Below are 15,257 nucleotides of genomic sequence, written 5' to 3'. Positions count from 1 at the left end.
TCACCATGAAAAAGATACTCATTAGCTCGCTGGCTCTGGCTGGTCTGCTTTTCTTAAACAGCTGTACTGATCTTACCGAAAACGTACTGGATGAGTCGTCGGTAACCGGCCTGACCGACAAACAGGCGGCCGATGGCAATCTGGCCCCCGTCTATGCGCGCCTGCCCGACATTTTCCTGCATACGAACTACTTTACGATTCAGGAAATTTCGACGGACGAAGCCATTCTCCCCTATCGGGGCGGCACGGACTGGGGTGACAATGGTATTTACCTGGCGCTACACCAGCATACACAAACGAGCACCGATCCGAATTTGCGGAATACCTGGCTTTTTCTGACGCAGGGTATTTCCCGAGCCATTACGGCCATCAATACGTTACCAACCATAAACGACCCTAATGGGAAAGTATATATTGCTGAAGCAAGGGGGATGCGGGCGTACTACAACATGGTCTTGCTCGATTTATTCGGACTGTCCTTTAAAAAAGACTCCCCTCAGGGTATCTCGGAAGTGCTACGGGGCGAACAGGCGCTGGAATACATAAAAAATGAGCTGCTCGCAGTTGAACCTGACTTGCTAACTACCGTTGGCCCAGGACGGTTGACGAAAGGGGGCGCCTGGGGCTTATTGGCTCGGCTGTACCTGAATGCGGCTGTGTACAGAGACCGCTATGCTACGTCGATTACCTTCAAGCCCGAAGATATGGATAAGGTAGTCGAATACAGTGACAAGATTATCAATTCGGGACAATATCAGTTGGCAAAGGATTATTTTTCGATCTTCAATTCGGATAACCACGACAACAAAGAACTGATTTTCGCCGTCGATCAACGCGCTGAATTAAATGGTCATAATCGACTGGCGTATTTCTCACTCTCGGGCGATCAGTTCCCGCTACCGGCTTATCCAGCTGCCAATGGCACGGACGGCCCCGCCATTACGCCCGACTTTTACCAGACCTGGGTGAAAGCCTACGCACCACAGGACCCGGCGGGTATCGATCCTCGCTTTTATCAGCAGAACTGGACCATCCCGGCCGACTCCTGCATTGCTGCTGACAACTTTAACATGAACCGGGGCATTCTACGAGGTGTTCAGTATGGGTTGATTCGGGTGAACGGTGCCTTTGTACGCTGTGGTGCGAACTATCGAGTTGGGAAACTATTCAACGTAACCCGTAACCGGCCCACTACGCCCGTTGTGTTCACCGAAAAAGTTGATTTTTCCGTAGCCGGCAGCGATTACAGTACGGGCTATCGGGTACTCAAGTATGAGTTCAGCAAGAAGTCACAATCGGGCCGGAACTTTGGCGATGCCGATATTTCGATTGTCCGGCTCGCCGACGTGTATCTGATGCGGGCGGAAGCGAAACTGCGGAAAAGTAATGATGCTGCGTCGGCACTTGCGGATGTAAACACTGTTCGAGCGGCCCGGAATAAACCAGCACCGGCGCTGGCCAGCATGGACCTCGACTTGCTGCTGCGCGAGCGTGGGTTCGAATTGTACTGGGAAATGGTACGTCGTACAGACCTAATCCGGTTCGGCAAATTCGAAGGCACATGGACCGAGAAAACGGATGTCAACCCACAGAAACGTATTTTCCCGATTCCCCAAACCGCCATCGACGGGGCCTCAAACCTGCCCGGCTATCTGGTTCAGAATCCGGGCTACTAACATCCGCACGTAGTCTCGTTAAAAAACAAGCCCCACTGTTCGCAGTGGGGCTTGTTTTTTAACGAGCTGCCTATCGAACAGTCGATACGTTTTTTTACCTTTTTTAAAACTTCCCGTTCGTATTTTTCCACTCCGATTTGGCTGGAATCGCTTCAATTGTATCCCAGTGTTCAGCAATTTTGCCGTTTTCGACGCAGAAAAAATCGTAGAAAGAGGTTGTACAGAGTAGTCTCAAGTAAGAACGTATTTTGAGACTTCAAAACTTAGGTAATTAGGATAAAGATGAACCTATTTTGTAAAGTATATATCCTGATACTGCTTACCGGCTCACTGAATGCAGTTGGCCAATCGAAAGCCCTCAAGCTCGATGAGTTAATGCAGGCCTACCTCAACGTCAATGAATTTAACGGGTCTGTTCTGGTAAGTCGTCAGGGAGAGATCCTACTCAAAAAAGGCTATGGCTTTAGAGACCGTAAATTGAACGCAACTAACGAACCCCAAACCATCTTCCAAATTGCTTCGATCACCAAAACATTGACCGCAACGCTGGTTTTAAAATTGGTCGAACTCAAAAAATTAACTTTACAGGATAAGCTTAGTCAATTTTGTCCCAATTATCCGCATGGGGATAGCATCTCCATCCAGGACCTGCTGGCTCATACCGCTGGCATCTATAATTATACCCAGGATCGGGAGTTTATGCTCCAGCAAGCCACCCAGCCTGCCACGGAAGCTAAAATGCTGGCTCTGTTCCGGGATAAGCCCTTAGATTTCCCACCAGGATCGAATTGGAACTATAGTAATTCTGGCTATTCGCTGCTGGGCTATATTATCCAGAAGGTCACCCAGATGAGCTATCAACAAGCCCTCAACCAGTATGTATTGAGTCCCTTACAAATGACACATAGTGGTTTTGATTTTAGCCAGGTAAACCCCGACAAGCGGGCCACCGGTTATTACGCCCAAACAGGTAAAGAGTACACTCAGGAAGCCCCGATTGTCGATTCATCAGTCTCGTTTTCGGCCGGTTCGCTCTATTCCACAGTTGAGGACCTATACCGATTTCATCAAGGTATACAGCGTCATCAGATCATCGGTGTTAACCTGCAAACGGAAGCCTATCGGCCTATTCGCCATCAATACGGCTTGGGCTGGATGATCGATACGGTGTATAGTCAGCGGGTTGTTAGTCATAGCGGAGGTATTTTCGGTTTTCGAAGTAACATCGCTCGCCTGCCAGCCGATGATGTGTGTATCATTTTGCTGGCCAATATTGAGACGCCCGCGCTCGCTGAATTGACTAAGGGCTTGCTGGCCGTCATCTATGAGCAGCCCTATGAGCTACCTGTTCAGAAAAGATCGATTACCCTGCCGGAATCGATCTTGATGTCTTATAGAGGAACCTACGAAATAAGTGAACCACACCTGGTAATCCAGGTGAAAGTGGAAGATGGTCAATTAATAGTCTACCCTGCTAAGGGGCCTCGATCGGTGCTGGTGGCGGAAGATGAAACTCATTTTTTTGATCAGCTACAGGAAAGCATCCGTATCTGGTTTGAAAAGGATTCATCTGGAAGTGTGGATCGGATGCTGATTACGATGAATGGCAATACGCGTATAGGGAAGAGAAAAAATGATTAAAATTCAAAACGATATCTCATAAAATGCCTGAATTTTGGACCGGCCAGTTCTTACCGCAACTGATTTAAAATCAGGGTAAGGTCTGTCTTTGTCTGATTCAGTTGAATGGTAGGAATATCCAGTAAATCATGAAACAGAATGGTGTTACGTAGAAAGTGGCTATCCGACCGATGCTGAGCAAAAAAAGCATCGGTAAATAAGAGCACCCATCCATCGTACTCGCCGTGCGGATCAAAGAAGTGGACTCGGTTCTTGTTAATGAACAACAGCGTATCAGACTCGATAGAAATAGGAATAAAATCAACGGTATGGATCGGGGTTCCAGTCGTACGACTTAATGGTATCAGGCATGAGTTAGTAGACTCCCGATTTTGACAGAAATATTCTGGCGCATACGCAACGTATTGATAATTCGATCAGGATTTAATTCTTGGATCAAACAGAAAAGGCTCCGTACGTATCAGTTGAATACGGGGAAAGTCAGGATGAGCGGGATTCAGCAGATAATTCCACTCGTTCGGGATAATAGCCGATGGTACCCGTAGTACGGCCGACCGACCACTACGTAACCACTCACTCCCCAGTCGCTGACAGCTATCATACTGGTTGAAGTCAAACCAGTCGGCGGGCAACGTATCGAGCGTAATCGTCTCAACAAAAATGGCATCCAGTACGTCAATGACCATCACCCGAAACGTTTCCTGCAAGCCTTCACCACTCCGATGTACTACGTTCTCCAGACAGGCCAGCGCCCGTGTCGCTGCGGTATACAGAACGAATTGCCCACGACTATTCCAGCGGGCGGCTCCTCCCGAAGCCACTAGTCGATCAGCATAAACGGCTTTTGTAATTCGATAAACAAGCATCAGGCGAAAGCGCAAACGGGTTTATGTCAGGCCAGATCGCCGTACTCAATGCGAATTACCTCATCCATCACCAGGTCAATACCACCCGATGTATGCAATAAATCGAAAGGTATCTGATTGCCGAGCCCATAAGCGGGTTTATCCATCCAGCGCCGAAAGGCATCAGCCGAGCCAAAAACAGACTCTCCCGTCTGGAAAAGCGCCATAATTTTCAATACTTTCTCGCTATCCTGCGGATTCAGTTTCTTTTTTTCCCGCTCGTAGCGTTGAAATGTTTTCAGTGACGTATCAAATACTTCGGCCAGTTGTTCGCGTTTATAGCCGGTCAGATCGGCGATCTCGAAAAAACGAGTAGCCGGAATACCTTTAAGGGCCGAAAAAACCAGGGCTGTACGGTCTTGAACAATCATAGAACAAACATAAGCATTTTGTCTAACAAACACGGAAATTTGTCTAACTGTTTCTGTAAACTTATGCCTGCTGCTACGTGTTTACGACTACAAACAAAACTTACTAACCTATGAAAACCCTACTAACCATTGCTGCTGTACTCAGTGGCCTTCACCTGGCAACGGCCCAATCCACTACAGGCGGCAAAAGCGGTGGCTCGACGGCCTCTACCGGCACCGGTTATCTATCCGAAGGCGAACGCCCAACAACGAGCAATCCGAATAGCATGACGATTGACGACGAAGGTGCTTCCCGAGCGTATATGTACGTACCACCGACCACCAAGAAAAATCGGGCCGCTTCACCGGCTGGTTCCAATACTACGCAACCCAACAGGAAAGCAGTTTCGCCGGATAGTTTGCGGAATCAGATGCCACGAAAACGGAACAATCGTTAAGCAAACAAGTCCATCACAGGTTTCCCTTTTCCATCGGGCGTAGTATAGAACGGACGTTTTTCGATCTCATACTGCGTATCCGGTGGAATACCCAGCGCATGGTAAATTGTCTGGTGAATTCCCTCGATACGTACCGGATTTTCGATAGTCTTGCAGGGGCGCTCGTCCGCCGTTTTTCCGTAAACAAGTCCTTTTTTTATGCCGCCCCCGAACATAAGTACTGAGCAACCATCGGTAAAATGGCGGTGCATGCCATAAAACTTCGGATCGGTCAATACGTCGGGTTGATTCACCTGTTCCAGTACTTTGGCATCCGGCCGTCCTTCTACCATCATATCCCGGCTGAATTCACTGGCCAGAATAATGAGTGTTCGGTCCAGATGCCCGGTTTTATCCAGATCGGTAATGAGTTGTGCAATCGGTCCATCGATCTGGCATTTCATATCATCCAGTCGGGTGTGGCCATTTTCGTGGGTATCCCAGCCTTTAAAGGGTTCGTATTCAGTGGTGACACTAATGAATCGCGCGCCCTGTTCGGTCAGTCGACGAGCCAGCAGGCAGCCTAACCCAAAACGTCCGGTGTTGTATCGATCATAAATAGCCTTCGGTTCGGTACTCAGATCAAAGGCTTTGGCTTCGGGCGAATTCAGCAACCGATACGCCTGCTCCATCGAGCGCTTCAGGGATTCTTTCTGATAATCAGAGCCAAACTCACCCACCGGGCTGTTATTGACTAATTCGTTATACAGCTGATTACGTCGCTCAAACCGCCGGGCATCCATCCCGATGGGTGGACGAACGCTATCCAGACCCTGACTCGGATCAGGAATAAAGAACGGCCCAAACTCATTCCCCAGAAAGCCAGCCGTATGGAACGCTTTCAACTCCTCCCCCTCACCCACCGTGAATCGCTGCCCAATATCAATAAAAGCAGGAATAACCGGGTTTTTAGGGCCTAACTTGTTGGCTATCCAGGCGCCGATGTGGGGAGCGGCTACGGTCTGTGGTGGCTCATAACAGGTGTGCCAGTGGTACTGGTGGCGCGAATGGAGAATATGCCCCATATCGGCCGCTACGTACGACCGGATCAGGGTGCCTTTATCCATAACCCGCCCAATCGATTGAAGACCATCCGAAAAATGAATACCATCGAGAACAGTCGGTACGGATTTAAACGTACTCAATACCCGATCGCCCGACATGCCTTTTTCATAAGGAGTAAACTTTTTAGGATCGAAGGTTTCGGTATGCGCCATACCGCCTGCCATCCACAAGAGAATAACCGTATCGGCGGTACTATGCCCCGTCGATGAGTTTCCCGTACTGCGGCAACCGGACAACAGACTGGGCATTGGCGCCCCGGCCGCTAAAGCCGCTAACGTAGCAGCGCTGGTTTTTTGCAGAAACTCCCGTCTGTTCCACCCTGGTTTCATGGTATCACTACGTTATTTCGGTTAATAAATCAGCTGAAATTCAGGATGCAGTGCTATGGCCCAGACTAAATCCTGTAGGCCTTCAGTACTTGGTTTATCGCCAACAAGTTGTCGGGCAACGGCCAGCTCTTTAGGCGATGGCGCACGACCCAGCGATTGCCAGTATAATTTGGTAACGATGGCTTCTGACGTTGCTCCGTTGGCTTTCCAACGTTCGGCTCCTCGTTTCAGGGCTTCGTTGAACGTAGCGCCATTGGTCAGCTCCAGCGCCTGCAACAAATTGGCCTGTGAGTTCCGGCTCGTGCTAACGGTCTCCCGGTTCGGTCGTCCCAATGCCGTCAAAAACGGATCATTTTTCACTAAAGCGGCTCGTGGAAAGACGATAGCCCGATGAATCTGTTTCGGTACCATGTCCACGATCGACGTATCCTGATAAATTGGCGTAAATGCCTGACTAACCGCATCGGCAAATTGTTCAGCGGTCAACCGCCGACGGACCATCCCGTCAAATGTAAAGGTTGGCGACGTCAGTAATCCCGCGTCTTTTACGCCAACAGATGGCAGTTGATACGTTTTGGACGTGAGTATCGCATACAATAGTTTCTTGAGATCATAGCCATTCTGCACGAAATCGTAAGCCAGCCAGTCGAGAAGATCCTGACTCCAGGGCACGTTATCCATCACATCAACGGGTTCAATGATTCCCCGCCCCATCACCTGCGCCCAGATTCGGTTAACCAGCGTCCGATACAGACGCCCATCTTTAGGCTGAACCAGAAAATCGGCCAATTCCCGTAATCGTTTTTCCGTAGGCGCGTCGACGCTGATGGTGCCCAATTCCTTGAAAAGGATTCGTCGTCCGGCCATTTTACCCGTCGGCTTATCGCACCGATTAATTTCTAACGTTGTATCGGAAAAGACGTTTGCAAACGCATAGGCATCGTCCAGTTTCCAGTCGCTGATAAAGCTATCGTGGCACGATGCGCATTTTAGATTCAGCCCCAGAAACACCTGCGCTACGTTCTGAGCGGCCTGCATTTCAGTACGCTGGCTCGAATTGATGGTTCCCCGCCACTTGATGCCTTTAATAAATCCGGCCGATTGTTTGTTCGGGCTGATCAACTCCCGCACAAACCAGTTGTAGGGCTTATTTTTTTTCAGCGATTCGTATAACCACGTAGTAATATCGAACCGACCGCCCGTTACGTAGCCCGTTCCAGTATAATCATTACGTAGCGCATCATTCCAGAACGTAAGCCAATGCTGGGCGTACGCATCATTCTGGTTCAGCAGCTTTTTCACCAATTGCTCCCGCTTGTCGGGTCGGGTATCGGCGATAAATGTCTGGATCTCGGCGGGCGATGGTAGTAAGCCAATGACGTCCATATAGACCCGCCGAATATAGGTCCGGTCATCGACTACGCCTTTCCAGGCAATTTTATGCTGCTGAAAATAAGCACTAACGAATCGGTCGATGGGTTGCGTAATATCGACGGTTGCGGCTGGCACCACCGGTAAACGAGGCTCTAAGGCGGCCACCCGATAAATACTTTTTTCGGCCCCATCCGGCCAGGGTGCTCCTTGCTCAATCCAGAAAGACAGCAACGCTACTTCCTTGTCGGTCAATCGTTTACCTTTGGTTGGCATGGCTTCCTCATCGCCCGCCGGTAACGTAACGCGCCGAATCAACTCACTTTTGTCAGGCTGTCCTGGTGTCAGAATCGGCCCATGCTTCCCTCCTTTCATCAACAGTTCTTTACTATCCAGTCGAAGGTCGCCCTTGGTTTTGGTAGCACTATGGCAACTATAACAGTTATGAGCCAGAATAGACCGCACCTCCAGATTCAGATCCTGAAGTTGCTGATCGGTCAATGGCTGGTTCGTGCTGGCGAATGCCAGCGTAGCCTTATTTCCGGGACTGGGACCTGGATCACCGTTGGGTAATACGCCCGTCAGATAGTCTTCGCCATGGGTTAGCAGAGCGCCGTAATGACCTGCCAACGTAACGCCTACTACCGTCAGCATCAAAAAGCTCCTGAAAACAGCCAACCGATTTAAACGAAGAGCTATTAACGCGCCAACGGCCAGCACGACCGTAGCGAAGCCCGACCACTGGTGAATAGTAACCATCTTGCCGCTATATTCTTCCTGATTGACCAATACCAGCCCCAACACCGCAGCCAGCCCGGCACTAACCACTCCGATCCACACCAACGCCGTGATGCCTGGCCGCCAGTCCGACGATTTACGGTACCACCCAATACATTCCAGCACTAAGGCAACGCAGAGCAGGGCAACGGGAAAATGAACAACCAGCGGATGAAGCCGCCCTAGGAATTGCCAAAGCCAGAATGTCGATGCTATTGATACGTGGAGAATGTGCTGAACTATCATACGCTACGTCAACGTAACGAATGCGCGAACCGGGCCAATCCGTTACGTCAACTAAAGAATGATTTTGTCTACATTTACTATTCGTCGGCTCAACTGTTGCGGTACTAGTCGAGTCTGGCCATGCCTTTGATTGATCGATAGGAGCGGTTGAAAAAATCGCTGACAACTTGGTTAAACATAGCTTTGTATGTAATCAGGGTCGAATGACCGGAGTTTGGCAGAATCCACAGATAGGCTTGCGGGATCGCCTGGGCGATCGCCATCGTATGACTAACCGGAATAACGTCATGATCCCCACCAATCACTAACGTCGGACAGTTTACCTGCTTTAGATCAGCCGATGAAATATGTGGGTTGTTCATCATCAGGGTTAGCAGTTTTTGCTGGTCTTTCACAGTCCTTGTCTGCGGTAGTTTTGCCAGACTATCGTTTGCATTGATCATCCAGCGAAAAAAAACGGGATCCAGCGCCGTCGTATCGGGGCTTGTGTTCGTGCCTGTAATAGCCAGTTTCTTTACTTTTTCGGGATGGCGCATCGCTAGTAATAAGCCATTGATTCCGCCATCGCTCCAGCCAATAACGTAGCACGAGTCAACCCGGAGCGTTGTCAGCAACGCGTTCAGATCATCGGCCATCATTTCGTACGTCAGCGTGTCGCTGGTATCGACCGACTTCCCCTGAGCCCGGCTATCAGCCACAATAACTTTATAGTTCCTGGCGAAATACGAAATCTGATGCTGGAAATCCTTAATCGACCCGCCATTCCCGTGAATCAGCAGCAAGGGTTTACCGGAGCCATAGACTTCGTAATACATCCTGAATCCCCGGATAGATACGAAGTTACCCGCACCAGCATTACTACCGTACCGAATAGTGGGCCTCTGCGCCAGAGCCCCCACTGCTATTCCCGTTACCAGTAGAAAAACAAAAAACTGTTTAATGGTTTTCATGACTTTATCCATACTAAAGCTGGGCCGAAAGTTACTCATTCTGCTAGCCACTCTTTGCAAAGCCTGACTAATACATCGTTGCCCCTTTTAAGCCTATTCAACGGCTGGGTTATAGTAGAATCTTAACCAGCACTGGCTTTTTTAAAAAGAGTTTCCCCGACGAACGCATGAAATCCAACGAACGCCTGTCGACCGCTACCGATTTGCTGCTTTGGCAGCAGATCAAAAACAGCAGTGAGTTTGGCCTACGAAAACTGGTCGAAAAATATTTTAATTCGCTGCAGAACTACGGCTACAAGTTTGTTCGGGACGAAGACTTTGTCAAAGACTGCGTTCAGGAAGTATTTATCGAAATATGGAGTCGCCGGGATCGGATCAGCACCCCCGATAGCGTACGGGCCTACCTGCTTAGTTGCGTACGGAAACGCGTACTACGGGAAGGTTATCGCCAGCGTATCAATCGGGATGACGAGCCTATGGACCTGGAAAACGACCTGAGTTTTGTGGAGTTTTCGCCCGAATGGAGCGTTATCGAACAGGAAAGTCTGGCCGAAACCACCCAACGGATCTCTGATTCGCTCAATCAGCTACCCAAGCGCCAGCGCGAGGTTATTTACCTGCGTTACTACCAGAATCTCGAACGGGATGAAATTGCCGACATCATGGGCGTCAATCCGCAATCGGTATCCAATTTATTACAGGCTGCCTTCAAGTCGTTCCGCGAGAACTGGGTCGGTATTCTGGTGTTGACCCGACTCTTCGACGGACTTTCTTTCTAAAAACAAGTATTTGCAGCCTCTATTTGCCATCTAGTTTTAGCATGCCTTTCACAGCCAGATGAAGAAACCCGATTATCGTGACTATAGCGTTGACGACCTGAGCCGGGACGATTACTTCCGGTCCTGGGTAATCGACCATAACCACCAAAGCGAACTCTTCTGGCTCAACTGGCTGGAACAGAACCCCGACTGTACCGACAAGGTGCAACTGGCCAGAGCTTTCTTGCAGGCCCTGGGCGAAAAAGACACGTCCCTACCGTCATCGGAGTTGGACCAAATCATGACTAACATCCTACAGTCCAATCCGGCGCGGGTGGTTCCATTCTGGCAACGAACCGCGTTTCAACTGGCAGCCTCGTTACTACTTATAATCGGCATCGGCTATGTTGCTATTGCCTACCTACAGCGATCCGACGATTCAATCGGTGGCTTGCAAGCTGATTCGACCAATCTGACAAACAGTGACTTTGTGGAAACCGTCAATACGGGCGCTCAGCTACAAACGATTCGTTTACAGGACAATAGCCAGGTACAGTTATATCCAAAAAGTAAACTACGGTATCCGAAGCAATTTGACCCGAATCGACGCGAGGTTTATCTGAAAGGACGAGCCTTTTTCTCGATCACTAAAAACCCCAGAAAACCATTTTGGGTCTATACAGATCAGATTTCGACTCAGGTTTTGGGAACCAGTTTTCTGGTAACCACTACGGCCAGCAATGCAAAAGTAGAAGTTCACTCGGGCCGCGTATCAGTCTATCGACGTAATGACGTTAGCCGGGAGCAGCAAACCAGCAAAAGCGAATCGGCGGGCATGGTCTTGACACCTAATCAGCAGGTTGTTTTCTCCAATACGGATAAACGCCTGGTAAAATCAGTAGTTGACCGGCCAATTAACCTTCTCCAAACACCTGAAATTGAGTACATTTTCGATGAGGCTCCGATTACACAGGTTCTTAAATTGCTGGAAAAAACATATGGCCTGACCTTTATTTACGATGAAGCCAGCCTGAGCGAATGCTATCTGACCGCCAATCTGACCAATGAGTCGCTCTTTGATAAACTTAATCTCATCTGCAAAATTACCCGCTCATCGTACGAACTGGTCGACGGCCAAATCGTTATTCACAGTAAAGGATGTGATAATAAATAGCCTCAATTGGCATCCAAACTCGTACACCTAAAAAAAATCTCAAAAAAATTACAAAATATACAGTATCGACGTATTGTTGCTGCTATCCATGAGCAAACCCTTTCTTTCTTATGGATAGACAATACACGAACTGTTTTTCCTGCCGAACGCTCATGAAACTATCGGTTATTCAGTTGCTGATGACCATCCTGTTTGTGGGTGCGACTTATGCCCATCATGCGCATGGACAGGAAATTCTCGATCAGCGCATCGCGCTGAGAACCGAAACAACCAATCTGAAACGGGCGCTGACAACGCTGGAAAGAACAACGAATATTCTGTTCGTTTACAATCCCCGCGAAATCCAGATCAACCAGAAAGTAACGCTGGAATCCCGCTTTTCAACCCTTAAAGAAGCGCTGGCCGAACTGCTGACACCACTCCATATTCAGTACGAAGTGTCTGGCAAACAAATCCTGTTGTTTCGCAAAGAAAATTCCGGCAGTATCCCCGTGCCTACATTGACATTTCCCGCCAATCGACTGGCCGATATTACGGTATCCGGAACCGTTACGGATGAAAAAGGGGAAGGGCTGCCCGGTGTCAGTGTGCTTGTCAAAGGTACGCAACGCGGTACGTCAACGAGTGCCACCGGTAGCTACCAACTAGCGGTTCCCAACGAATCGGCCATTTTGGTGTTCAGCTTTGTGGGCTTTCAATCGCAGGAAATTGAAGTAGGCAAACGGACTACCGTATCTGTCACCTTAAAAACGGACGATAAGAGTCTCGATGAAGTAGTCGTAGTAGGCTACGGTACGGTGAAAAAATCGGATCTGACCGGGTCGGTGGCGAAGGTAGGCGAAGCGAATATCAAAGCCACGCCAATTCCATCACTCGACCGGGCCATGCAGGGTCGTGCGGCTGGTGTTCAGGTGACAACCAACTCGGCTCAGCCGGGCGGCAGTGCGACGATACGTATCCGGGGTTCCGGCTCGGTGAATGCCAGTAATGACCCGCTCTACGTGATCGATGGATTTCCGACGGGTAACCTTAACTCCATCAATACGGATGATATTGAGAGTATCGAAATCCTGAAAGATGCCTCTGCAACAGCCATTTATGGCTCGCGGGGTTCGAACGGCGTTGTGCTGGTAACCACCAAACGGGGTAAAGCGGGAAAGGCGGTAGTGAGTTACGATGGCTACTACGGTAATCAGACCCCGCGATATATTATTCCACTTCTCAACGCCCGTCAGTTTGCAGAGCTGGTCAACGAAGCGCAGACAAACAACGGCGGCAAACCGTATTTCGATGGTAGTACGGCCGAGCGTCCTCTGCCTTCTACGCTGGGCGAAGGCACCGATTGGCAACGTGTCGTACTGCGCGATGCCCCCCAGCAGAGCCATCAGCTTTCCGTATCGGGCGGGAGCCCTACGTCCCGCTACGCTATTTCGGCGGGGTACTTTAGCCAGGACGGTATTATTCCCCGGTCCGATTTTAAGCGTTACACGTTACGTACTAATCTGGACAACGAACTGTCGTCGCGGGTAAAAGTGGGCATGACTATTCAGGGGGCTTACACGATCAAGAATGGTCCCCGCACGGAAACGGCTGGAAACCGGGCCGTCGACGGCGCCATTGCCTCGGCGTTCAACTTCTCCCCTACGTTCCCGATCTACAATGCCGATGGTAGTTACTATAAAAACGTGGGCGTACTGAACGGTCTGGGCGCTGATAACCCGATGGCGATGATCAACGAATTTACGGATCGTACCTCGCTGATTCGCCTGCTGGCCAACACGTATGTGGACGTAAAAATTCTGGAAGGATTGACGTTCAGAACCACTTTCGGGGCTGACTTACAAACCTCAAAAAACAATTACTACGTTACCCGGCTTGCTACGTTAGGGGCCAGCCTGGGCGGAAGCGGTTCAGTTAGCTCGTCGCAATCAATAAACTGGCTGAACGAGAATACGCTGAACTACACCCGCCAATTGGGCACTGATCACAACATCAATGCGGTAATCGGCTATACGTTTCAGGGAATCAATGCTGAATCGGTAGACGCGAACGCCAATACCTTTGCCGACGATTTTGCCTTGTATAATAATCTGGGAGCGGGTTCTACGCTGGTGGCACCCAGCACGGGGTCCAGCCAGTGGCGACTTATCTCGTATCTGGCCCGTGTCAACTACTCGCTGAAAGATCGCTTTCTGTTTACGCTTACCGGTCGTCGCGACGGTTCCAGTCGTTTCGGCCCGAACAACAAGTTTGGCTTCTTTCCATCGGGCGCCTTTGCCTGGAAACTGGCGAACGAACCCTTTATGAAGGGGCTGACGGGCGTATCGGATGCCAAAATCCGGGCCAGCTACGGCTTATCGGGTAATCAGGAAATTGGCAACTATCAGTACCTGGCCAACATTTCGTCAGCACCTTATGTTTTGGGAGGTGCTTTACAGGTAGGATCGGCAACGGGCGGCATCGGCAACCCCGATCTGCGGTGGGAGAAAAACGCCCAGTTCGACGTCGGGTTTGATGTCGGCCTGTTCAACAACCGGGTTCAGGTGTCGGCTGACTACTACAACAAACTAACGTCTGACCTTCTCTTCAGCGTGAGCGTACCTACCTCGTCTGGCTTCGGCAACACCCTCAAAAACATTGGTAGCGTTCGCAATACAGGGTTCGAATTTGCACTGAATACAATTAACATCGACCGGGGTGGTTTCCGCTGGTCATCGGAATTCAACATTTCGTTCAACAAGAATAAAATTCTGACGCTCGATGGTCGGCAGGAGTTTCGGACCGGCTCCGACGCCACTATTTCGAACACGGCACAGAACCCGATTCTGCTGCGCGTAGGTAGCCCGTTGGGTAGCTTCTTTGGGCTGGTAACAGACGGTATTTTTCAGAATCAGGCCGACGTGGATGCCTCGGCACAGAAAACGGCTAAACCCGGCGATCTTCGCTATGTTGACCGCAATGGCGACGGTGTTATCAACGATCTGGACCGGGATATCATCGGCAACGCCAACCCCGATTTTTTCGGTGGCTTCAACAATACGTTTTCGTATAAAGGCTTCGACCTGAATCTCTTTTTTCAGGGAAGTTTTGGAAATGATATCATCAACTACGCTACGTTCGACCTGATTAACCTGACGGGCGGCAACAACCAGTCGGCCCGCGTTCTGGATCGCTGGACGCCAACGAACGGTGGCAATACCATTCCCCGCGCCAATGCAGCTGGTGGGTCGCGGTTACTGTCCAGCCTGCACGTCGAAGATGGTTCTTACCTGCGGCTGAAAAATATTTCGCTGGGGTACACCCTGCCTGCTACGTTGATTAATAAGGCGGGTTTTTCGTCCGTCAAAGTATACGTAGCGGCTCAGAACTACCTGACATTTACCAAATACACGGGCTATGATCCTGAAGTTAACCGCTACGGTAGCTCATCGCTCAGCCAGGGAATCGACTACGGCGGGTATCCAGCCTCCAAAACCTTATTGATTGGCCTGAATCTGAAACTCTAAACCGCCCTCCGA

Annotated in this window: 13 protein-coding genes; 6 read left to right on the top strand and 7 right to left on the bottom strand. The window is 49.9% G+C overall.

All coding sequences use genetic code 11. The features are described 5' to 3' along the window. Positions 1-5 precede the first annotated feature (5 nt). The gene (locus tag GK108_RS27275) at positions 6-1,676 is read left to right on the top strand and encodes a RagB/SusD family nutrient uptake outer membrane protein (protein ID WP_163954761.1); all 1,671 of its coding nucleotides are present in this window, start codon (positions 6-8) and stop codon (positions 1,674-1,676) included. 103 nt (positions 1,677-1,779) lie between these two features. On the opposite strand, the gene GK108_RS31455 is transcribed toward GK108_RS27275, so the two are convergent. Next, positions 1,780-1,911, bottom strand: a complete 132-nt coding sequence (locus GK108_RS31455) for a nuclear transport factor 2 family protein (protein WP_262887465.1) — start codon at positions 1,909-1,911, stop codon at positions 1,780-1,782. 47 nt (positions 1,912-1,958) lie between these two features. On the opposite strand from GK108_RS31455, the gene GK108_RS27265 reads away from it, so the two are divergent. Further along, a complete protein-coding gene (locus tag GK108_RS27265) occupies positions 1,959-3,317 on the top strand; it encodes a serine hydrolase domain-containing protein (RefSeq protein WP_163954760.1) in 1,359 nt (452 codons plus the stop codon). 50 nt (positions 3,318-3,367) lie between these two features. On the opposite strand, the gene GK108_RS27260 is transcribed toward GK108_RS27265, so the two are convergent. The 3 genes from GK108_RS27260 to parS form a co-directional block, all read right to left on the bottom strand. Further along, positions 3,368-3,583, bottom strand: a complete 216-nt coding sequence (locus tag GK108_RS27260; RefSeq protein WP_163954759.1) for a hypothetical protein — start codon at positions 3,581-3,583, stop codon at positions 3,368-3,370. A 150-nt stretch (positions 3,584-3,733) separates the two neighbouring features. Further along, on the bottom strand, positions 3,734-4,198 hold the full coding sequence (locus GK108_RS27255; RefSeq protein WP_449618954.1) for an RES family NAD+ phosphorylase: 465 nt from the start codon (positions 4,196-4,198) through the stop codon (positions 3,734-3,736). Between the two features lie 11 nt (positions 4,199-4,209). Then, complete coding sequence (gene parS, locus GK108_RS27250; RefSeq protein ID WP_163954758.1) at positions 4,210-4,593, bottom strand: type II RES/Xre toxin-antitoxin system antitoxin; 384 nt, start codon at positions 4,591-4,593, stop codon at positions 4,210-4,212. 110 nt (positions 4,594-4,703) lie between these two features. On the opposite strand from parS, the gene GK108_RS27245 reads away from it, so the two are divergent. Continuing rightward, positions 4,704-5,030, top strand: a complete 327-nt coding sequence (locus GK108_RS27245) for a hypothetical protein (protein WP_163954757.1) — start codon at positions 4,704-4,706, stop codon at positions 5,028-5,030. On the opposite strand, the gene GK108_RS27240 is transcribed toward GK108_RS27245, so the two are convergent. The 3 genes from GK108_RS27240 to GK108_RS27230 form a co-directional block, all read right to left on the bottom strand. Further along, a complete protein-coding gene (locus GK108_RS27240) occupies positions 5,027-6,463 on the bottom strand; it encodes a DUF1501 domain-containing protein (RefSeq protein ID WP_163954756.1) in 1,437 nt (478 codons plus the stop codon). The genes GK108_RS27245 and GK108_RS27240 overlap by 4 nt on opposite strands. Before the next feature lie 21 nt (positions 6,464-6,484). After that, positions 6,485-8,857, bottom strand: coding sequence for a DUF1549 domain-containing protein (locus tag GK108_RS27235; protein WP_163954755.1), 2,373 nt, complete (start codon positions 8,855-8,857; stop codon positions 6,485-6,487). 104 nt (positions 8,858-8,961) lie between these two features. After that, positions 8,962-9,807 (bottom strand): alpha/beta fold hydrolase, encoded by an 846-nt coding sequence (locus GK108_RS27230; RefSeq protein WP_246225206.1) that lies wholly within the window; start codon positions 9,805-9,807, stop codon positions 8,962-8,964. A 167-nt stretch (positions 9,808-9,974) separates the two neighbouring features. On the opposite strand from GK108_RS27230, the gene GK108_RS27225 reads away from it, so the two are divergent. The 3 genes from GK108_RS27225 (at position 9,975) to GK108_RS27215 (ending at position 15,245) form a co-directional block, all read left to right on the top strand. Continuing rightward, on the top strand, positions 9,975-10,586 hold the full coding sequence (locus GK108_RS27225; protein WP_163954753.1) for an RNA polymerase sigma factor: 612 nt from the start codon (positions 9,975-9,977) through the stop codon (positions 10,584-10,586). Between the two features lie 58 nt (positions 10,587-10,644). Next, a complete protein-coding gene (locus GK108_RS27220; RefSeq protein ID WP_163954752.1) occupies positions 10,645-11,739 on the top strand; it encodes a FecR family protein in 1,095 nt (364 codons plus the stop codon). 110 nt (positions 11,740-11,849) lie between these two features. Next, positions 11,850-15,245 (top strand): TonB-dependent receptor, encoded by a 3,396-nt coding sequence (locus GK108_RS27215; protein ID WP_246225204.1) that lies wholly within the window; start codon positions 11,850-11,852, stop codon positions 15,243-15,245. The last annotated feature ends 12 nt before the right edge of the window (positions 15,246-15,257 follow it).

This window comes from Spirosoma terrae (assembly GCF_010435915.1).
Taxonomy (GTDB): domain Bacteria; phylum Bacteroidota; class Bacteroidia; order Cytophagales; family Spirosomataceae; genus Spirosoma; species Spirosoma terrae.
The sequence above is the reverse complement of the archived record's forward strand: the minus strand, read 5'-3'. Positions and strand labels throughout refer to the sequence as shown.